This is a genomic window from Streptococcus marmotae (assembly GCF_001623565.1).
GTDB classification, from domain to species: domain Bacteria; phylum Bacillota; class Bacilli; order Lactobacillales; family Streptococcaceae; genus Streptococcus; species Streptococcus marmotae.
The window spans coordinates 1,790,501-1,810,642 of sequence record NZ_CP015196.1 but is presented as its reverse complement, the minus strand read 5'-3'; the positions used below and the strand labels follow the sequence as shown (position 1 = coordinate 1,810,642).

Here is a 20,142-nt window from a genome sequence, read left to right as displayed (position 1 = left end):
TTACTTTTCATCAATCACAAGACGAACTTTTTTGTCACTTGTTGGAACAGAATAAACAATCGTCCGAATCGCAGAAATTGTGCGTCCTTTTCTGCCGATAACGCGACCAATATCAGACTGCTCTAAGTCTAAGTGATATTCTAAAAATTCAGGTGTATCAACGATTTTTATCGTCAAGCTATCTGGCTGTGAAATCAAGGGTTTCACAATTGCAATAATCAGATTTTCAATCATGTCCATAAGTGTACTCTCTTAATTCGTTTTATTTTGAGAATTTTAAATCGTGGAATTTCTTCAATACTCCAGCTTTTGAAAGGATATTGCGAACTGTATCAGAAGGTTGTGCACCATTTGCCAACCACTCAAGAACACGGTCTTCTTTCAATGTTACTTGGTTTTCAGTAACAAGCGGGTTGTAAGTTCCAACTGTTTCAATGAAACGTCCGTCACGTGGAGCACGTGAATCTGCTACGTTAATACGGTAGAAAGGTTTTTTCTTAGAACCCATACGAGTTAAACGGATTTTTACTGCCATTTTCTATGAATCTCTTTTCTTTTATAATTTATCGGTGAAATAGCAAAAACTATTTATCACATATTCTATTATATCAGAATTTCAAAAGGTGTCAAGAAAAAAACTTGACACCTAACTGTTTTTATAGACAATCTCTATCCGTCACTCAGTGCGTTTCTCCACCTATGGTTTTGAGGTCTTCCTTATCTCGATAAGAGACAATGGCTGCAATTGCCGATTCGATTCCTTTGACAATATCTGCTAGAGCCATTGAAGCCGTATTAGGCTTATCTACGACTTGCTCGGTCATAAATGGTATGTGCATGAAGCCAGCTTTCAAACCTGGGAATTTCTTATCCGCCAAGTACAAGGCTTGGTACATCAAGTGGTTGCAGACAAAGGTACCTGCTGTATTTGAGACAGAAGCTGGTAGACCTGCTGCTTTGATTGCCTCTACCATGGCCTTAATCGGAAGAGTGGCAAAGTAAGCTGGTGCGCCATCTGCACGGATAACCGTATCAATTGGTTGGTTGCCATCATTGTCTGGAATCCGTGCATCATCTTGGTTAATGGCAACACGCTCTGGTGTCAGACCAAATCGACCACCTGCTTGACCGATACACAGCACCACATCTGGTTGGTAGGCAGCGATTTTTTCTTCCAATACCTGTGCTGATTTGTAAAAAACAGTTGGGACTTCCAGCCATTGGACTTCTGCACCAGCAATGTTAGCTGGCAATTGTTTAACAGCTTCTAAGGCTGGATTGACGGCTTCCCCACCAAAAGGATCAAAACCTGTTACGAGAATTTTCATGAGTTACTCCTTTTCTCTACTTTATACTGCCTGTAATTTCCAGAATTCCATAATGAAATTTCTGATTAGGACGAACTAGGCGAGTAAAACCAAATTCTTCAAAAATAGGGTCTCTAAAATGAGCTTTTAAAATAATTTTTTCTTTTGCTACTCGCTTCGCTTCTGCTAACAAATCTTTCGTTAACCTTGCAGGATTAGCCAGATTCTCTATGCCTGCTAAATTCTGTGATTCGACAATATCCTCGGAAAACATGGGGTCAAAATAGACAATATCAAAGGAATGACTTGCCTGCTGTCGTAAGAAAGTAAGGTTATCCATTTCGACCACTTGAATCGACCGCATGGCTGTATTGACCTGCTCCATACCAGTATCCCAATTTTGCAATCCTTGACTCACAATAAAAGCAATCAGGCTCGTAGACTCAATTGCTACTACTTGATGACCAGCACTTGCCATCACGATACTATCAGAAGCCAAGCCCATAGTAGCATCACAAATCCTTTTAGGAGTTGAGCCAATCAGCTCTAGTAAGGGATCATGCTGCGATTTGATACGCAACAGTGCCGTATCTGGGTGGAAAAATAATCGCTTTCCTCCAACCTGCTCCAGTAAAAGTCTATCCTGATAGACCACTAAGACTGTCCCATACTGCTCTTGTAGTCGTTTAACAGCCTGTTTTTTCCGCTCAATATAGGGCACACCAAAAGAAGCTGCAATGACCTTTGCCCTTGCAACCAACTGTTCATCCATACCGAGACTTGTTGTAATAATCCATTTCATACTGCCAGTATAACAAAAAAGATGACTTCTGTCGAAATCATCTTCTGATATCATCTAATTGCTATTGATACTCCATTAAAATTAATTCACCTTTTTAATACTTTCTTACGTCCGCACTATCTAATAACGTATCGAAAAATGCTAAATAGAGTATGAGTTTTTCAGTGAGAAATTTGATGACTACTGCATTTTACCTCAAAGAAAAAGTGAAAATAGTTTATAACTATCCTCACTTTCTTTTATTTCTATTATAAATTGACCTTTGTGCGAATGACTTCTGCATCAAAGTCTGTTGCTGGCTTGTAGCCCTTGGCAAAGAGTTCTTTGATATAGAGTTTATTGTAGAAGAAGCCCCAAGTAGCCCATACTAAAAAGACGAGGGCAGAGACATCTGAATTAAAGAAAACTCCTCCAATTACCATGTTAACCAAAAACATAATGGCTGCCCACTTCCAGTCCCCACGGACTAACGGGACCCAGAAATTTAAGAAAAAGGTTGTCCAAGAAAAGCCTACTGGCGCTTGTTTGAATTATCCAACCGAGCTGACTAGATTTACCTTCACTACACTTACTCCTCTATTCCTTTTACTTTCTATTATACTCTAAATGGCATTGGTCGTAAAGCTACGGCTCTCTAACACTTTTAACATGGCGTCTGCCGTATCAAGGGCGGTAAAGAGCGGTGTGCCTGTTTCGATAGCAGAGCTGCGGATGATTTGTCCATCTCCTTCTGCCACACGTTTTGTTCCAACTGTATTGATAATAGCCTGTACTTGCCCCTTACGAACAAGAGCTGGAATGTCATTTTCCTTGTCCTCGCCCAGTTTGTTTACTGCGATAGAGTCTACTCCATTTTCCTTGAAGAATTCACTCGTGCCTTCAGTCGCAAAAATACCATAGCCAATTGCTTCAAATCGTTTAGCCAAGGCAAGAGCTTCTTCCTTAGTTTCATCTGCAATTGTAAAGACAACATTGCCAAATTCTTCCAAGTGGAAATGACTGGCTTCAAAGGCTTTATACAATGCTTTTTCAAGGGTCGTATCTGTCCCCATGACCTCACCAGTTGATTTCATTTCAGGCCCTAAGAGGCTGTCTACTTTAGCTAGTTTGGTAAAGGAGAAGACAGGAGCTTTTACATGGACATTGTCCGATTCAGGATATAAGCCGTCTGCATAGCCTAATTCCGCTAGGGTTTGCCCCAGGATGAGCTTCGTTGCTACCTGCGCCATTGGAACATCTGTCACTTTCGATAAGAATGGAACGGTACGGCTGGCACGTGGATTCACTTCAATCACATAGACTGTTTCATCCTTGATAACGAATTGAATATTCATCATGCCAATACAGTTCAGTCCAATCGCTAACCGCTTGGTATAATCTGCAATCGTTGCTTGAATTTCTTTTGACAAGGTCTGCGGAGGATAGACGGCCATCGAGTCACCTGAGTGGACCCCTGCACGTTCGATATGCTCCATAATTCCTGGAATAAGGACATCTTTTCCGTCTGAAATAGCATCAACTTCGCACTCACGACCAACAATGTAAGAATCGACAAGGACTGGATGCTCAGGGCTGGCTTTAACAGCTGTCCGCATATAGCTCCTTAAGTCAATCTCATTTTCAACGATTTCCATAGCTCGACCACCAAGAACATAGGACGGACGAACAAGGACAGGAAAGCCAATCTTGCGAGCAGCTTCAACAGCTTCTTCTTCATTCGTTGCAGTTTGCCCTGGCGGTTGTGGAATACCTAAGTCTTTCAAGGCTTTTTCAAACAAATCACGGTCTTCCGCACGGTCCAAGTCTGCAACTTGGGTACCGATAATCCGCACACCTGCCTTAGACAATGGTTCTGCCAAGTTAATCGCAGTCTGTCCACCAAATTGAACAATGACACCGATTGGCTGCTCAAGCTCAATCACATTCAAGACATCTTCGAGGGTCAAGGGTTCAAAATAGAGCTTATCTGAAACAGAGAAGTCTGTCGATACCGTCTCTGGATTTGAATTCATGATAATCGCTTCATAACCTGCTGCCTGAATGGCCTTAACAGAGTGAACAGTGGCATAGTCAAACTCGACCCCTTGTCCAATCCGAATTGGTCCTGATCCTAAAACAAGGACAGATTCTCGCTCAGAGCGAATCGATTCATTTTCCCATTCATAGGTCGAATAGAAGTACGGAGTGGCACTTTCAAACTCAGCCGCACAAGTATCCACCATTTTATAGACAGGAACAATCCCATTTTCCAAGCGGAACTGACGAACTTCCTCAGTAGTCTGCTGCCATAATTCTGCAATCTTGCGGTCTGCAAAACCATTTTGTTTCGCACATTTCAAGACATCAACATTGCCAATATTGCTAGCTAGCTCTGCTTCTAATTCAATGATATGGACCAGTTTATCCAAGAAAAAGATATCGATTTTCGTTAGATGAGCAATTTCTTCCACCGTAAACCCACGGCGAAGAGCCTCAGATACATAGAAGAGACGATCATCTTGCGCCTTGACAATTTTTTCCACTAAGACATCATCTGTCACGGTTGCCAAGTCTTTCATTTCTGTATGATAGACACCAATTTCAAGCGAACGACAAGCCTTCAAAAGACTTTCTTCAATGGTCCGACCAATTGCCATAACCTCACCGGTTGCCTTCATCTGTGTTCCCAAACGGCGCTCACCTTTTTCAAATTTATCAAATGGGAAGCGAGGAATTTTGGCAACGACGTAATCAAGGGCTGGCTCAAACATGGCATAGGTCGAACCTGTCACAGGATTCACCATCTCATCCAAGGTCAAGCCTACAGCAATCTTAGCTGCGAGTTTGGCAATTGGATAACCAGTTGCTTTTGAGGCAAGAGCTGACGAGCGAGACACGCGCGGATTCACCTCAATGACATAGTATTTAAAGCTATGCGGGTCAAGGGCCAGCTGCACATTACAGCCTCCTTCAATCTTGAGGGCACGGATAATGCTCAAACTTGCATCACGCAGCAGTTGATTTTCAATATCTGATAAGGTCTGAGTTGGGGCAAAAACAATCGAATCTCCTGTATGGATGCCGACAGGGTCAAAGTTTTCCATGTTACACACGACTAAGGCGTTGTCGGCACTATCACGCATGACTTCGTACTCGATTTCCTTAAAGCCAGCAATCGAACGCTCAATCAAACATTGGGTCACTGGAGAGAGTTTCAAACCATTTTCTGCAATCTCACGGAGTTCTTCTTCATTGGCACACATACCACCACCCGTTCCCCCAAGGGTAAAGGCAGGACGAACAATGACTGGGTACCCAATGGTCGCTGCAAAAGCTACTGCTTCTTCCACGGTATTGACAATTTCAGATTCTGGAATGGGTTGCCCCAAATCTTCCATTAACTGCTTAAACAAATCACGGTCTTCAGCCTGGTCAATGGCAGATAATTTCGTCCCTAAGAGTTCAACCCCAAGCTCATCCAAGATCCCAGCCTTAGACAATTCCATGGCCATGTTGAGGCCCGTCTGACCACCCAAGGTTGGTAAAAGCGCATCTGGTCGCTCCTTCCGTAAAATCCTCGTCACAAACTCCAGCGTAATCGGCTCAATATAAACCCGATCTGCAATCTCCTTATCCGTCATAATCGTTGCCGGATTTGAATTGACCAAGACCACACTATAGCCCTCTTCCTTCAAGGCAAGACAAGCCTGTGTCCCCGCATAATCAAACTCAGCCGCCTGACCAATAATAATCGGCCCAGACCCAATCACCATAATTTTCTTAATATCACTACGTTTTGGCATAATTAAGATATAAAGGGCGTCAAACGAACACAGTCAAAATAGGAGTTTGTTCCGCAGAACAATGAGTTCTAGGACAAACTATCTTTTTGACAAAGTTCGTAGCCCGTATTCAATTTTGCAAATACGGCTCCCTTTGTTTCTCCTTTCTATTCGTCAGCTCTCTGGCTGCCATTAAATATGTTATTTTTTACCTGCCTCAGCTTGAAAGGCATCAATCAATTCCATAAAATCGTCAAACAAATAGCTGGCATCATGTGGACCAGGTGCTGCATCTGGGTGGAACTGAACAGAGAAGGCTGGTTGATAACGGTGGCGAACGCCCTCGACTGATTTGTCATTGATTTCCTCATGGGTAATCATCAAGCAGTCTGGTAAGTCTTCACGCGACACCGCAAACCCATGGTTTTGAGAGGTAAAATCGACACGGCCAGTTGCAATTTCACGAACGGCATGGTTAAAACCACGGTGCCCAAATTTCATCTTATAGGTGCTAGCCCCATTTGCTTTTGCCAATAATTGATGCCCCATACAGATTCCAAAAATCGGAATTTTTCCTTGAATACCACGAATCATCTCCAAGGCTTCTGGCACATCATCTGGATCCCCAGGCCCATTTGAGAGCATGACACCATCTGGCGCTAAGTTTAAAATTTCTTCAGCAGTCGTATCAAATGATACTACCGTGATGTTACAATCACGTTTTGAAAGCTCACGTAAAATGGAATGTTTGAGACCAAAGTCTACTAGAACAATATTGCGACCAATTCCCGGTGCAGGGTAGGCAGTCTTAGTTGAAACCTGTTCGATATTATTGGTTGGCAATACTGTCGCACGTAGCTGATCTGATAAATGCTCGACCGAATCTCCTACATCTGCAAGCGTTGCCCGCATAGTCCCATGTTGACGGATAATTTTGGTGAGAGCGCGCGTGTCAATTCCTGAAATACCCGGAATTTTCTTGGCCTTTAAAAATTCATCCAAGGTTAATTGATTGCGCCAGTTGCTCGCTCGACGAGCCCATTCACGAACTACAACACCCTTACAAGTAGGAGTGATTGATTCGTAGTCATCACGATTGACCCCATAATTTCCAACCAACGGGTAGGTAAAGGTCAAAATTTGACCATTGTAGGACTGGTCTGTAATCGACTCTTGATAACCTGTCATCCCTGTGTTAAAGACAATCTCACCTGTCACATCAATATCTGCTCCGAAGGCTTCACCTTCGAAAATCGTTCCATCTTCTAAAATTAGCAATCGTTTTGCCATTATTTCCCTCCTCGTCTGCTCTCTCTGGAGCCTGTTAACGTTTCTATTTAGTGGCTCTTGCCTGTAAAACAGCTTCTAAAATAGCCATCCTCACAAAAACACCATTTTGCATCTGTCGAACAATGCGTGACTTCGGTGCTTCAACTAAGGCATCAGCAATTTCGACATCACGATTGACCGGAGCTGGGTGCATGATAATAGCAGATTCCTTCATGCGATGATACCGCTCCTGTGTTAAGCCGTGCAATTGGTGATAAACTTCCTTGGAAAAATGGCCATTTCCGTCATGGCGTTCATGCTGCACACGCAAGAACATCAAGACATCTGCTTGCTCGACAATATCATCCAAGGCTACATGCTGACCGTAGGCATCAAATTCTGCTGTATACCATTCACTTGGTCCTGCAAAAAACAATTCTGCACCCAAGCGTTTTAAAATCTGCATATTGGACTTGGCAACACGTGAATGTGTCAAATCCCCTGCAATCATAATCTTTAAGCCCTCAAAGCGCCCAAATTCCTCATAAATGGTCATTAAATCAAGCAGAGACTGGCTAGGATGTTGTCCAGATCCATCTCCCCCATTCACAATCGAAGCCGTAATGGTTGGGCTCTCAATAAGCTCCCGATAGTAATCTACTTCTGAATGGCGGATAACACAGATGTCTACCCCTAAGGCACTCATGGTCAAAATGGTATCATATAAAGTCTCTCCCTTATTGACTGAGCTAGTCTTTGCATCAAAGTCAATCATATTTAGCCCCAAACGTAGCTCTGCCATTTCAAAAGACTTGTGGGTACGAGTGGAATCTTCAAAGAAGAGATTAGAAACATAAACAGGCTGGTCAATCGCAGCGGTCGCTTCTCCCCATTTAAAAGCCAATCCACGCTGAATCAATCCCAATACTTCTTCATTTGTTAGGCTCTCCATGGTCACCACATGCTGGAGTGACACCTTTCCGTCGATGATTGCCATTTTTTCTACCTCTTATTTCGCCTCGTTACTATCAACCAACAAAACCGAATCATTCCCATCTGACTCCACCATCTGCACAATGATTTCTTCTGTGCGGCTGGTTGGAATGTTTTTTCCGACATAATCTGCTCGAATTGGTAATTCACGGTGGCCTCTGTCCACTAAGACCGCTAGGCTCACTCGTGCAGGGCGACCAAGTGATACAATATTATCAATTGCAGCTCGAATGGTCCGCCCTGTATAGAGGACATCGTCAACCAAAATCACATCACGATCATTCACATCTGCAGTCATCACAGTTGTATCTTCTTCGACCTTCATGTCATCCCGAAACGGCTTGGTATCCAGTTCTCCAAGTGGAACATCAATTCCTTCCAACTGTTTCAAGCGCTCTTGGATACGTTTTGCAATATAGACTCCACGTGTTTTAATCCCAGCTAAGACAATATTATCTAGCTCTTTATTGCGTTCGATGATTTCATAGGTAATCCGGGTAATAGCCCGTTTCATGGTCATCTCATCTACTATTTCCTTGGTTTTCATGACAAACTCCCTTCTCGCCCAATGGCACAAAAAAATCTCCTTGACCACAAGGAGATTCCAGAAAATAAGGTCTTGTATCGCTTCTTAAAACGGGTAGAACAAGTGAAATGTGTACCTTGCCTAATGGCAGTTCAACCTGCGATCCAACATCTGACTGTCTACTTCGTCTTACTAAGCTATCCAGAAACCTGTTTTAGCTGATACTCCTTGCCTGTTTCACGGAACAGTCCTTAAAGGATTTATTTCTATTAGTATAACAGAATTTTTCTCAAAAAACAAATCGTAGGTCGAAAATGAACAGCACTCCCTAAAACCTAGTAGCGAAACCGTAAGGAACTGTCTAAAATACCACTGTTGTAGACAAATAAGGACTGGTCGTTCTGCCAATCCTTATATTTTATTTTTCGTCTAGCTTATTTCTCAGCTACACCTTGGTCAGCTGTTAATTCAAGTTTATTAAATTGTGCTTTAGAAGCTGAACCGTATTTGGTATCAAAGTATTTGACACGTTTATTAACTGCGATGAGCTTTTCAGATTCAAACAATGGAATCGCAAAGGCTTCTTTTTCAGCATTTTCTTGCCATTTCTTGTAGTTGTCAAGATTTTTCTTCTCGTCAAATGATTCTTCTGAACTGATTGCTTTCAATAGCTTCGTATTTTCATCTGATACATAACGTGAGTAGTTAAACGGTGCTTCTGCTCCCCATAAACCTGTTGGATTTGGATCATATCCTGTTGACCAACCTGCTAGATAAGCGTCAATATTTTCATCGTTAGCTTCGATTGTATCATAGAATGAATTCAACTCCATTGTACGACCAGTATAAAGTTCAACGTTCAGACCGACTTCTTTCCACCAGTTTTGATATTGTTGGATAAGAGCTTCATTAGCTTCTGTCCGTTTACGAGCTGCAAGGCTGATTTTAAATGGTTTTCCGTTCTTATCTTCACGGATACCGTCTCCATCTACATCTTTGTAACCTGCTTCATCAAGCAATTTCTTCGCTTTTTCTGGGTTGTAAGTGTAACCTTCTAATTCTGAGTCATGTAAGTCTCCGAAGAATGAAATAATCAATGACGTTGCTGGATGGTACAAACCACTGTAGAGTTTTTCGCCAGCAGTCTTCGTATCAAGAGCGTAGCCCATCGCCTGACGCAACTTCACATCATTCATCTTAGCATCAGGATTCATGACATTTTTCTTTGCGTCCTTGTCGTATTTTCCAAGGTTGAAGGATAGGTACTCATAACTTGAAGCCAAGGTTCCAAGAACTGTAAAGTTAGACGCATCCTTAAAGCTGTCCAATTGATCCGTTGGCATTTCTGCATAGTCATAGTGACCCGCTTTCATCTCTGACACAATTGTGTCAGGAGACACGATATCCATCTTCAAGGTATCAATGGTTGGTTTGCCAGCATAGTAATTTTCGTTTGCTACAAAGGTAACAGATTCTCCACTCACCACTTCTTTAATTTTGAATGGTCCCATACCGACGAACTTAGTTGTCGCACGCGCATAGTCACTCTTTTCCCATTCAGCAACTGGAATATCTTTAAAGATGTGTTTTGGCATGACATAGGCTGGAACGTCTCCACCTGCATACATCATAGAAGGAGTCATTTCCTTCATGTGCAATACGACAGAGTAATCATCCACTTTTTCAATCCCTGAAACACTATCTGCTTTTCCGTCGACAAACTCATCCATTCCAACGATGTTTTTAAATCCATCTCCGAAACGCACTCCTGTATAGCCTTTATCTGCCATTTTTTCAATCGTAAAGATGTAATCATCAATCGTAAACGGCTGCCCATCAGACCACTTGTAGTCTTTACCATTCAAGGTAACGGTTACTGTTTTTTCTTTTACGTCAAAATCAACTTTGGCAAGTCCTGAATCATCTAATTTACGGTCACCGTCATATCCAAACATGGACTCATCAACCATAGTCCCAAAAGTTGAGTCAACATTATTTTCAGTTAACTCATCAATCAACAAGCCAGTTGACGCTGATGCTGCGACGATTGCATAGTTGAGCTGGCCACCCTTAATTGCACTTCCATCATGAGTCACTTCTCCTGGAAATGAAAGACTTGCTTCATTTGCAGATGATGCGTTTTTATTCCCAGTTGATCCACAAGCTGCTAGTACAGATGCTGACAAAAGAGTCACGGCTGCTAGAGAATAGAATTTTGTTGATTTTTTCATAAATAAAACCTCAAAACTTTCTTTTTGATTGGTCACCAGACGATGCTTTCCATGTCTGTTGTTGTATTTTAACACAAAATAGTTCATTTGTCTGCATTTTTTATGAAAAAATATTCATATTTTTTGTATATTGTGACATGTACATGTAAGAAAATCCTCCCTTTTATGTTAGAAATAGAGAGAATTCCATATTTTTTTGTATATCTACCAAAAGGAAAGAGAAAAATTAAACAGTCCGTGGCTTTTGTGACTGACTTGGTAAGGAAGTGGACTTCAACAATAGTAAACCAAAACCAGCCAGTAAATAGGCAATAAAAATAGTGCCTGAATAACTCAAGACAAAATTCCAACCGTATTTAGGAACATTTAAGAAGAAATAGGCAAAGGGACTATCTTTCGCCTCAGGAATTGGCCATTTGATAAAGAGACCATTGATAAGGGCAAAGCCTAAGTAAGTAATCGGCAGAGCTGTCCACCAGATTGGGTCAAACCACTTGTATTGTCTTTGCTTGTCCAAAAACAAGGTATCTAGTAGAAAGTAAAGCGGGACAATATAGTGGCAGAGAAGGTTTTCCACACGCCAAAAATCTGTCGCTAAAGGGGCTAGCAGCAAATGATAAATGACACAGGTAATCATAATCGACATGGTGACTGCTGCCTTTATCCGTAAGAATGTCCGACTTTGCAAGTCTTTTTTACGGTACAGGGCATAGACCATGTAAGTTGAAAATAGGGCTACCAGCAAATTGGACTGCACGGTATAATACAGCAACATCCCGATACCATATTTGACAATCTCAAGAGTCGTGCCAACAATGGCAAGAATAGCTAGCAAACAACGCGAATAAAAATACTTACTTTGATAATTCAATGTATTCCTCCTAAAAGAATAAGAGGGAGCAAAACAATAACGTGTTCGACTCCCAATTCTTATAAAAATCTGTTTCATTTGATTAGATTTTTTTCACAAATTCTGATTTTAATTTCATGGCACCAAAACCATCAATCTTACAATCGATATTGTGGTCACCTTCCACAATGCGAATATTTTTCACACGTGTACCTTGTTTTAAATCCTTCGGTGCTCCTTTGACTTTCAAGTCCTTAATCAGGGTTACCGTGTCACCATCTGCCAAACGATTTCCGTTGGCGTCAATCGCTACAAGACCTTCTTCTTCAGCAACCTCTGCAGGGTTCCACTCATAAGCACACTCTGGACAGATAAGCAATACACCGTCTTCATAGACATATTCAGATTGGCATTTTGGACAATTTGGTAAAGTTTCCATATTCACTCCTCATTTTTTTGTAACTGTTCTAGTATACCATGCTCGGTTTAATTGAGCAAGTTAGGCTTTTCTGAGTTTTTCTAAGGTTTCACGGAAAATAGTTGGCTCTTCTGCCGTAAAGGTCACAAGCTCACCTGTCTTAGGATGGGTGAAACCAAGGGTCTTAGCATGTAGGAACTGACCGTGACCTTTTAGGGTCTTACGTGGTCCATACACCTCATCTCCAGCAACTGGATGACCAATATAGGCCATATGAACACGAATCTGATGTGTCCGACCTGTTTCAAGAGTTAACTCGACTAAGGTATAGTCTCCAAAGCGCTCCAAGACCTGAAAGCGGGTGAGGGCTTCTTTTCCCTTAGCTGTTACTGCTTGTTTTTTACGATCCTTATCCGAACGACCAATCGGCGCTTCAATTACACCTCGATCATTTGGCAAATTGCCATGGACAATCGCCACATATTTTCGTAAGGATTTCTTCGCCTTTAATTCTTCTGCCAATTTCTGATGGGATTCATCATTCTTAGCAATCATCAAAAGACCAGATGTATCCTTGTCAATACGATGAACAATCCCTGGTCGCATGACTCCATTGATACCAGATAAATCCTTGATATGATACAGAAGTGCATTGACCAGAGTACCTGAAGTATGACCAGCTGAGGGATGTACCACCATGCCTTGCGGCTTATTGACAACAGCTACATCTGCATCTTCATACACAATCTCAAGTGGAATCTCTTCTGCGACATAGTCTACTTCTTCCACTTCAGGAATCTCGTATTGGATACAGTCTCCTGGCTGAACCGTATATTTAGCTTTTTTTGCCTGACCATTGACGAGGACTAGGCCAGCCCTAATTTGCTCATTGGCTACCGAACGCGATAGAGGGGTCAAATCCGCCAAGGCTTTATCAAGACGCATACCACCTGTTTCAACTTTTATTTCCATTATTCTCTTCTTTCATAATACTGATAAACAAGACCGCTACACCAACTGTCAAACACATATCTGCGACATTAAAGACAGGAAAATCAATAAAATCAAGATGAAACATATCCACAACGTATCCTAGACGAAGGCGATCAATAAAATTTCCGATTCCCCCTGCAATCACAAGAGATAGGCTCCACAAAGTCCAGAGACTACCCTCTATATGCTTGATGAAATACCAAATAGCTACTGTTATCACGATGAGAGTCACAAGAGTAAAGAACCATTGCTGATGCTGGAGAATGGAAAATGCAGCTCCGTAGTTACGCAGGTAATAAAAATTGACAATTTTGGGAATAAAAGCGCGTTGTTCATTTAAGGCAATAGTAGCCACAGTCCAAGCCTTTACCCACTGATCAAGTGCAATCAAGCTCACAATGCCTAATGGAAATCCAATTTTTCTCATATTATCCTTTCTTTTTGGCAAAATAGTCTTCCATGACGCTGATAAAATCTTGCGCACAAGGACTTAATTCGCCATCTTCTCTTTTGACATAGACCATCCGATTCCCTTTTTCTTCCTTAAAAGGAATCACCGTAATCCCATGCACACTCTCGCTGTCTAAAAATCCTGAACCGGTCGCATAGGCATCTGTTCGCTCTAAAATACCATTTAGGGTCGCACGGTCTGTCACATCAAAGGTCACAGACGAATCCGAGGTATCAAAGAAATTTTCCGAATAATAGAGATATTCATCCTTTTCTTGGGTAAAACGAACGGTTGGAAGTCCTGCTAAATCAGCCAGCTCAATCTCTTTCTTTTCAGCCAGAGGATGTCCCTTGCGGATATAGATATGGGTTTGAAAATCAATCAAATCAACTACTTCCAAGCGGAGTTTATCCAACTTTTGCATAATTCCCTTGGTATTGCGGTGATTGAGATAAATAATCCCCAACTCGCTGTGTCCTTGTGCAACCTCATCTAAAATCTGTACCGTTGTTGACTCAAACAGACGAAATTTTGGATACTCAGGAAATCGTTGCGAAAATTCCGTTATCAAAGGTGGTAAAAAATCATAGTGCTGACTGGAAATGGAAAACTCTACTTCACCATCATCTGACTGTAAATACAAGTGTTCGAATTGATCAAACCCCTTTACTAAGCTTTGGGCTTTTTCATAAAATTCCATTCCCCGACGTGTCAAAAAGGTTCCTGAGCTAGTCCGACTAAAAATTTTAAAGCCCAATTCTTTTTCTAGATCACGTACAGAAATGGATAAGCTCGGCTGTGAGACAAACATTTTCTCTGCTGCTTCTCGAAAAGTCCCGCTATTTGCAATCGCCACAACATAGCGCAATTGTTGAATATTCATGTTGTCACTTCCTTTGTAAAATACTCTTTATTATACCATATTCTAGCCTCTTTCATACACGAAATACAATTTCACACAAAAAGTCCTATAATCTCCATAGTGAATTTAGCACTACAGAAATTATAGAACCCCTAAACTTTAAGACTCCGCTTTATTAAAGTCGCCTATGCACAATCATTACAATACCTTATTAAAAAAATGCTAGATAAGGTATCCTTTTGTGTACTAAAATTCAAAAAAAGCTCGATCTCATCTTCTTAATAATCCCTTGATGCGCATTCAGATAATTATTACAGTTAGGAAACCTTATTATTCTTGACAAATGATAGAAAAGATCCATTTATTATTTCACTATCTACTGACAAAAATGAACTTATAATAGCTTTCTTTTAACAACTACTGCATATTTGTCATGGAATCTTCTCCATTTTCTTTATCAAAATGATTATTTTAAAACGAGCGATGCAGCACCGAGAACACCGGCATCATTTCCGAGATTGGCTAGGGTTAATTTTGTCGTTTGAGCAATCTGTGGGAAGGAATTTTTCAAATAGACTTCATTAACCCCTTCTAGTAAGAAATCTCCAGCTGCTGACACACCGCCGCCGATGACGATATAAGCAGGGTTTAAGACAGCGGCAATATTGGCACAAGCTGTTCCTAAATAGCGACAGAAATGACGGTAAACAATAAGAGCGAGGTCATCTCCTGCTTTTGCAAGGTCAAAGACATCTTTTGCCGTTACATCCTGACCATCGTCAATGCGTTTTTTCAATTCGGCATCACCAGCGTAGCTATCCGCATAGCGACGAGTCAAGTTCACAATACCAGTTGCTGAAGCCACCGTCTCTAAGCAACCTTTTTTACCACAGGTACAAGCAATTGGCTCTTCAAAGTCAACTGTAATATGTCCTAATTCGCCTCCAGCACCGCCAAATCCACGAATCAAGTTACCGCTAGCGATGACACCACCGCCGACGCCAGTTCCTAGGGTCATAAAGACGACATCTGGATTGTTACCTCCAGCACCAACCCATTGTTCACCTAAGGCAGCGACATTTGCATCATTGTCAATGAAAAATGGCAAACCAATAGCAGATTCAACTTGTTCTTTAATCTGTTGAAGCGTCTTCCAGTTGAGATTGTAAGCACCGATAACAGTCCCTGCCTTACTGTCTACCACACCTGGCGACCCCATTCCGATGCCTAGAAAATCATCTTTCGTCAACTGGTGTGTGTCAAAATGATGCTTGATACTCTCAATGATATCTGGCACAATGTGACTACCTTCATCTAATATATTGGTCTTAATGGACCATTTTTCTTGAATCTCACCTTGTTCTGTTAGAATCGCAAATTTAACAGAAGTTCCACCAAGGTCAATACCAATAATCTTCTTTGCCATAAGATACTCCTCATAAAATTTTTACTTCGCCTTATTATACCACATTGCAAAGGTTTGCACTACTTTTTATCGAAAAAGATAGAGCAAAAGTAAAAACTGTAAATGCAACAGGAAGCGTCCTGCGCTAAACAAGAAAGTATAGATAAACTGTGTTCCCTCTCTCGTACCATTATAGAGAAAGAGACTCGAAATTAAGGTAAAACCGACTGCAAATCCCACCATTTGAATAGGCTGATAGCCTTGGGCATAGAACCACAACGTTACAAGTAAGAGGAGGCAAGTCAGCAGGGTTAGACCTAAACACAGCTGATTCATCCGTTTGGTCTTGACATAACTATATGCAGCAGCGATTACCGTCACAAGCAAATAGATGCCCATATAGACAATCATAATGTTTTTCATATTCTACACCTATCCTTCGCTTAACTCACTCAGATATTCGTAGCGCTCGTATTTAGCCAACAAAATCTCGTTTTGCAACTCTAATTCTTTTTGTAAATCAGACAAACGTGTAAAGTCACTGCCACAAATCTGCATATCTGCTTCAATTTCGACGATTTTCTCTTCGACACTCGCAATATCATCTTCAATTGTTGCCCATTCCTGTTTTTCAAAGTAGGACATCCGTTTTTGTTTCTCACGAGCTTTTTCCTGCTTTTCTTTAGGAGCTACAACTCGATTGGCTTCTGCAGAAGCAAGAAAAGCTTTCTCATCCAGATAATCTGTATAATTGCCGAAGAAGGTGCGAATCCCCTCGTCTTCAAAGGCGAGAATCTTGGTCGCTACTTTATCGAGGAAATAGCGGTCGTGACTCACTGTAATCACTGGTCCTGAAAAGCCTTGGAGAAACTGTTCTAATACGGTTAATGTTGCAATATCTAAGTCATTGGTTGGCTCATCAAGCAGTAAGACATTCGGACGCTCTAACAAAATTTTCAGTAAATAAAGGCGTTTTTTCTCACCACCTGATAACTTTTGAATCAAGGTTCCATGGGTATTGCGCGGGAACAGAAATTGCTCCAAGAGTTCCGCAATCGAAACCATTCCTGATGTTGTTTCGGCTTCTTCTGCTACTTCCTGTAAAAAATTGATGACCCGCTTATTTTCATCCAAGCCTTGAATTTGCTGTGAAAAATGACCGACACGAATGGTTTCACCCACTATGAGTTGACCAGATGTAGGCTGTAATTCCCCTGCAATTAGATTGAGCAGGGTTGATTTTCCTTTTCCATTATCTCCCACAATTCCAATACGGTCCTTGTTTTGTACCAGTAAATCAAAGCCCTTTAAAATATCCTTGTTTGGATAGGCAAAATCCACCTGTTGAAATTCGATGACTTTTTTTCCAATACGACTAGTCTCAAAATTGATTTCGAGCTGACTATCATCTACTGTATGGCCTACATCTGATTTTAAATCGTGAAAACGATTGATCCGCGCCTGTTGCTTGGTCGCACGGGCTTGCGGTTGTCTACGCATCCACTCCAACTCCTGCTTATATAATTGTTCTTTTTTGTGGCGTAAAGCTGCATCGCGTTCGTCCTGCTCAGCTTTTAGTCGCACATAATCTTGGTAATTTCCAAGGTATTCGGTTAGACTAGCTCGGTCCAACTCGAAAATACGAGTTGCCACATTATCCAAAAAATAGCGATCATGGGTGATAAAAAGGACTGTCTTTTTGGCTTGCTTCAAAAAGGTCGTCAACCATTCAATCGTTTCAATATCCAAATGGTTGGTTGGCTCATCTAAGAGTAGCAAGTCTGCATCACCTAGTAGTACTTGCGCTAATTGAACCCGACGACGAAGACCACCTGATAAATCGCCAACACGCTGGTTTGTATCAGTCAAACCGAGTTTGGATAAGACTGTCTTAATCTGGTGCTCAATTTCCCAAGCATGTAGAGCATCCATTTCGGCCATCACCTTCTCTAAGCGATTCTGTGTTTGCTCACTATAGGAAGCAACGAGCGCTTCATATTCTCGAATTAATTGTATTTCTCGTAAATCAGAGGACAAAACCGTATCTAAAATCGTCTGACTTTCCTCAAAATCAGGCTCTTGAGTGAGGTAGGCAATCTTATACGCATTTTTTGTTCGAAAAGGAGAAACATCGCCATCAAAACCTAATTTGCCAGATAACACATCCAAAAGCGTTGTTTTCCCAGTTCCATTGACACCAATAATACCGATACGATCATACTGGTGAATAATAAAAGAAATTCCTGCAAAAACTGTCTTATCTCCTACTGACTTACTCAATTGTTCAACGATAAAATCACTCATTGGCTAGTTTCTCCCCTACAAATGCCATGATAGCAGTGCTGTCATTGGCTAAATTTCCTGCTACAATCGCGTTTTCAACCTCATTTAATAGCCGTCCAAGTAGCGGGCCCGGTTTAAGCTGAAAGGTTGTCATCACATCGCCACCTTTTACGACAATCTCATGCTTATCATGAATCGTCAAAGAATGGTCAATTCGATCGATACGGTCATAATCAACCTCAAGTCCCTGAGCTTGTCTGAGTTCTTCAACTAGGTACAGCAATTCCTTTCCGTAGCGATAGCACATCTGCTTATTCACCGATTGTTGCTGGCGTAATTGATAGATTGCAACCAGCTTCATCACTGTTTTTTGAAAATCATTACTGGTTTTCCAATGTTTGAGAAAGCTTTTGGGCGCTGAAAGCTCTAGGCAAATCATCAGCATTGCCCAGGCCTGCTCTGAAGTACGAAAGGCAAAGTCTTCTGAAATAACCTCCAACAGTTCTTCCAACTCTCTATTTTTCTCTTTCATATCAGGCAGATAATTGTAGGCTTTAGAGTCAATAAGGGCTCTGATTCCCTTACGCCAACTTGTTGCCATCAAGAGCTTGTCACATTCAATAAAAATTCGCTCAATCGAAATCTTCTCCAAGAGAGGAGCAGTTGTTTTCATCGCTTCAAACGTTGTTTCTTCAATTGTAAAATCAAGCGTAGCGGCAAAACGAAAGCCACGCATAATGCGAAGGGCATCTTCTGTAAACCGCTCCGTAGCCACTCCAACCGCCCGCAAGGTTTTGTTTTCCAAATCACGCAGTCCGTCAAACTTATCAATGATTTGTGCTTCTTCATTTAAGGCAAATGCATTGACGGTAAAATCACGACGTTTTAAATCTTCTTCTAAGGAACGAACAAAGGAAACCTGACTCGGACGGCGGTAATCTACATAGACATCCTCTGTCCGAAAGGTGGTAATTTCATATTCGCCATGCTCCTCTAAAACAAGGACTGTCCCATGCTCAATCCCGACATCAATGGTACGTGAAAAAATCGCTTTTGTCTCTTCTGGATAACTGGACGAAGCAATGTCAACATCATGAATCGGCCGTCCTAGAATCGCATCTCGGACTGAACCACCGACAAAATAGGCCTCAAAGCCTGCTTGTTTGATTTTCTCTAAAATCGGCAAAGCCTTCTGAAATTCAGAAGGCAACTGATGTAATCTCATAATAACTGTTCCAAACCATAAACGAGTTGCTCTCGTTTTACTACTTCTTTTATTCCTAAGCGGACACCACTCATAAATGAACTGCGGTCATACGAATCATGGCGAATGGTTAACCCTTCACCCTGCGCTCCGAAAATGACTTCTTGATGAGCGACCAAGCCAGGTAAGCGGACAGAATGAATACGCATCCCATCAAAATCTGCACCACGAGCTCCTGCAATCAACTCTTCTTCATCTGCCAAGCCCTGTGACTGACTTGTGCGAACCTGTGAAATCAATTCTGCGGTCTTAATAGCAGTTCCGCTTGGTGCGTCTTTTTTCTTATCGTGGTGTAGTTCAATAATTTCCAAATTTGGGAAATACTTGGCTGCCTGGGTTGCAAATTGCATGAGTAAAATCGCTCCGATTGCAAAGTTTGGAGCAATTAAACCACCGAGTTTTTTCTCAGCTGATAAGGCAGTCAATTCGTCAATTTCTTTTGAGGTAAAGCCTGTTGTCCCAACAACTGGCGCAAAGCCATTTTCAAGTGCAAATTTGGTATTTTCATAGGCAAAGGCAGGGGTCGTAAAATCAACCCACACATCTGCTGAACAACCAATTAACTCCTCTTTTGACGTGTAGACGGGTACACCATCCACTTCTTTTTCTGTCGCAAAGGGATCAAGTAGTGCTGCTAAAGCCAAGTCCTTGTCCTTTTTGACCATATCAAGAGCTGTAGACCCCATTTTCCCTTTAAATCCTGCAATAATTACCTGAATCGTCATCT

20 protein-coding genes are annotated in these 20,142 nt (G+C 41.6%); all 20 read right to left on the bottom strand.

Features of this window, described 5'->3' with window-relative positions:
• The 20 genes from A4H00_RS08950 to dapB all read right to left on the bottom strand — a co-directional run bounded on the left by A4H00_RS08950 (position 1) and on the right by dapB (position 20,140).
• On the bottom strand, positions 1–240 hold the full coding sequence (locus tag A4H00_RS08950) for a KH domain-containing protein (RefSeq protein ID WP_067089824.1): 240 nt from the start codon (positions 238–240) through the stop codon (positions 1–3).
• 22 nt (positions 241–262) lie between these two features.
• Positions 263–535: a 30S ribosomal protein S16 gene (rpsP, locus tag A4H00_RS08945; RefSeq protein WP_067089819.1), complete on the bottom strand. Its 273-nt coding sequence runs from the start codon at positions 533–535 to the stop codon at positions 263–265.
• Positions 536–680: 145 nt separating this feature from the next.
• The gene (pcp, locus tag A4H00_RS08940; protein WP_067089815.1) at positions 681–1,328 is read right to left on the bottom strand and encodes a pyroglutamyl-peptidase I; all 648 of its coding nucleotides are present in this window, start codon (positions 1,326–1,328) and stop codon (positions 681–683) included.
• 16 nt (positions 1,329–1,344) lie between these two features.
• A complete protein-coding gene (locus A4H00_RS08935; protein ID WP_067089810.1) occupies positions 1,345–2,109 on the bottom strand; it encodes a class I SAM-dependent methyltransferase in 765 nt (254 codons plus the stop codon).
• 248 nt (positions 2,110–2,357) lie between these two features.
• Positions 2,358–2,546: a hypothetical protein gene (locus A4H00_RS12105; RefSeq protein ID WP_067089805.1), complete on the bottom strand. Its 189-nt coding sequence runs from the start codon at positions 2,544–2,546 to the stop codon at positions 2,358–2,360.
• A 165-nt stretch (positions 2,547–2,711) separates the two neighbouring features.
• Entirely contained in the window at positions 2,712–5,891 is a 3,180-nt protein-coding gene (carB, locus tag A4H00_RS08925) for a carbamoyl-phosphate synthase large subunit (RefSeq protein ID WP_067089800.1), read from the bottom strand.
• Positions 5,892–6,071: 180 nt separating this feature from the next.
• Positions 6,072–7,160 carry a carbamoyl phosphate synthase small subunit gene (locus tag A4H00_RS08920; RefSeq protein ID WP_067089797.1) on the bottom strand — a complete coding sequence of 363 codons (1,089 nt, stop codon included), beginning with the start codon at positions 7,158–7,160 and terminating at the stop codon, positions 6,072–6,074.
• Between the two features lie 43 nt (positions 7,161–7,203).
• Complete coding sequence (locus A4H00_RS08915) at positions 7,204–8,136, bottom strand: aspartate carbamoyltransferase catalytic subunit (RefSeq protein WP_067089792.1); 933 nt, start codon at positions 8,134–8,136, stop codon at positions 7,204–7,206.
• A gap of 12 nt (positions 8,137–8,148) precedes the next feature.
• Positions 8,149–8,679, bottom strand: coding sequence for a bifunctional pyr operon transcriptional regulator/uracil phosphoribosyltransferase PyrR (pyrR, locus tag A4H00_RS08910; protein ID WP_067089788.1), 531 nt, complete (start codon positions 8,677–8,679; stop codon positions 8,149–8,151).
• Positions 8,680–9,092: 413 nt separating this feature from the next.
• The gene (locus tag A4H00_RS08905) at positions 9,093–10,889 is read right to left on the bottom strand and encodes an oligopeptide ABC transporter substrate-binding protein (RefSeq protein WP_067091601.1); all 1,797 of its coding nucleotides are present in this window, start codon (positions 10,887–10,889) and stop codon (positions 9,093–9,095) included.
• Positions 10,890–11,115: 226 nt separating this feature from the next.
• Positions 11,116–11,760, bottom strand: a complete 645-nt coding sequence (locus A4H00_RS08900) for a Pr6Pr family membrane protein (protein ID WP_067089784.1) — start codon at positions 11,758–11,760, stop codon at positions 11,116–11,118.
• Positions 11,761–11,842: 82 nt separating this feature from the next.
• Positions 11,843–12,178, bottom strand: coding sequence for a zinc ribbon domain-containing protein YjdM (locus A4H00_RS08895; protein WP_067089781.1), 336 nt, complete (start codon positions 12,176–12,178; stop codon positions 11,843–11,845).
• A 60-nt stretch (positions 12,179–12,238) separates the two neighbouring features.
• A complete protein-coding gene (locus A4H00_RS08890; protein WP_067089777.1) occupies positions 12,239–13,129 on the bottom strand; it encodes an RluA family pseudouridine synthase in 891 nt (296 codons plus the stop codon).
• On the bottom strand, positions 13,113–13,577 hold the full coding sequence (lspA, locus tag A4H00_RS08885) for a signal peptidase II (protein ID WP_067089773.1): 465 nt from the start codon (positions 13,575–13,577) through the stop codon (positions 13,113–13,115). Before lspA ends, A4H00_RS08890 begins: the two co-directional genes overlap by 17 nt.
• A 1-nt stretch (position 13,578) precedes the next feature.
• Positions 13,579–14,484 carry a LysR family transcriptional regulator gene (locus tag A4H00_RS08880; RefSeq protein WP_067089770.1) on the bottom strand — a complete coding sequence of 302 codons (906 nt, stop codon included), beginning with the start codon at positions 14,482–14,484 and terminating at the stop codon, positions 13,579–13,581.
• Between the two features lie 445 nt (positions 14,485–14,929).
• Positions 14,930–15,889 (bottom strand): ROK family glucokinase, encoded by a 960-nt coding sequence (locus A4H00_RS08875; protein WP_067089767.1) that lies wholly within the window; start codon positions 15,887–15,889, stop codon positions 14,930–14,932.
• Positions 15,890–15,955: 66 nt separating this feature from the next.
• Positions 15,956–16,291: a hypothetical protein gene (locus tag A4H00_RS08870; protein ID WP_067089762.1), complete on the bottom strand. Its 336-nt coding sequence runs from the start codon at positions 16,289–16,291 to the stop codon at positions 15,956–15,958.
• 9 nt (positions 16,292–16,300) lie between these two features.
• The gene (locus A4H00_RS08865; RefSeq protein WP_067089757.1) at positions 16,301–18,172 is read right to left on the bottom strand and encodes an ABC-F family ATP-binding cassette domain-containing protein; all 1,872 of its coding nucleotides are present in this window, start codon (positions 18,170–18,172) and stop codon (positions 16,301–16,303) included.
• A complete protein-coding gene (locus A4H00_RS08860) occupies positions 18,165–19,376 on the bottom strand; it encodes a CCA tRNA nucleotidyltransferase (protein ID WP_067089752.1) in 1,212 nt (403 codons plus the stop codon). Before A4H00_RS08860 ends, A4H00_RS08865 begins: the two co-directional genes overlap by 8 nt.
• Positions 19,373–20,140, bottom strand: coding sequence for a 4-hydroxy-tetrahydrodipicolinate reductase (gene dapB, locus A4H00_RS08855; protein WP_067089749.1), 768 nt, complete (start codon positions 20,138–20,140; stop codon positions 19,373–19,375). The genes A4H00_RS08860 and dapB overlap by 4 nt, the downstream gene beginning before the upstream one ends.
• Between the last annotated feature and the right edge of the window lie 2 nt (positions 20,141–20,142).

Bases quoted from the DNA above. Each gene is read 5' to 3' on its own strand.
- A4H00_RS08950 (WP_067089824.1), bottom strand. From the start codon at position 240: ATGGACATGATTGAAAATCTGATTATTGCAATTGTGAAACCCTTGATT.
- rpsP (WP_067089819.1), bottom strand. From the start codon at position 535: ATGGCAGTAAAAATCCGTTTAACTCGTATGGGTTCTAAGAAAAAACCT.
- pcp (WP_067089815.1), bottom strand. From the start codon at position 1,328: ATGAAAATTCTCGTAACAGGTTTTGATCCTTTTGGTGGGGAAGCCGTC.
- A4H00_RS08935 (WP_067089810.1), bottom strand. From the start codon at position 2,109: ATGAAATGGATTATTACAACAAGTCTCGGTATGGATGAACAGTTGGTT.
- A4H00_RS12105 (WP_067089805.1), bottom strand. From the start codon at position 2,546: ATGTTTTTGGTTAACATGGTAATTGGAGGAGTTTTCTTTAATTCAGAT.
- carB (WP_067089800.1), bottom strand. From the start codon at position 5,891: ATGCCAAAACGTAGTGATATTAAGAAAATTATGGTGATTGGGTCTGGG.
- A4H00_RS08920 (WP_067089797.1), bottom strand. From the start codon at position 7,160: ATGGCAAAACGATTGCTAATTTTAGAAGATGGAACGATTTTCGAAGGT.
- A4H00_RS08915 (WP_067089792.1), bottom strand. From the start codon at position 8,136: ATGGCAATCATCGACGGAAAGGTGTCACTCCAGCATGTGGTGACCATG.
- pyrR (WP_067089788.1), bottom strand. From the start codon at position 8,679: ATGAAAACCAAGGAAATAGTAGATGAGATGACCATGAAACGGGCTATT.
- A4H00_RS08905 (WP_067091601.1), bottom strand. From the start codon at position 10,889: ATGAAAAAATCAACAAAATTCTATTCTCTAGCAGCCGTGACTCTTTTG.
- A4H00_RS08895 (WP_067089781.1), bottom strand. From the start codon at position 12,178: ATGGAAACTTTACCAAATTGTCCAAAATGCCAATCTGAATATGTCTAT.
- A4H00_RS08890 (WP_067089777.1), bottom strand. From the start codon at position 13,129: ATGGAAATAAAAGTTGAAACAGGTGGTATGCGTCTTGATAAAGCCTTG.
- lspA (WP_067089773.1), bottom strand. From the start codon at position 13,577: ATGAGAAAAATTGGATTTCCATTAGGCATTGTGAGCTTGATTGCACTT.
- A4H00_RS08880 (WP_067089770.1), bottom strand. From the start codon at position 14,484: ATGAATATTCAACAATTGCGCTATGTTGTGGCGATTGCAAATAGCGGG.
- A4H00_RS08875 (WP_067089767.1), bottom strand. From the start codon at position 15,889: ATGGCAAAGAAGATTATTGGTATTGACCTTGGTGGAACTTCTGTTAAA.
- A4H00_RS08870 (WP_067089762.1), bottom strand. From the start codon at position 16,291: ATGAAAAACATTATGATTGTCTATATGGGCATCTATTTGCTTGTGACG.
- A4H00_RS08865 (WP_067089757.1), bottom strand. From the start codon at position 18,172: ATGAGTGATTTTATCGTTGAACAATTGAGTAAGTCAGTAGGAGATAAG.
- A4H00_RS08860 (WP_067089752.1), bottom strand. From the start codon at position 19,376: ATGAGATTACATCAGTTGCCTTCTGAATTTCAGAAGGCTTTGCCGATT.
- dapB (WP_067089749.1), bottom strand. From the start codon at position 20,140: ATGACGATTCAGGTAATTATTGCAGGATTTAAAGGGAAAATGGGGTCT.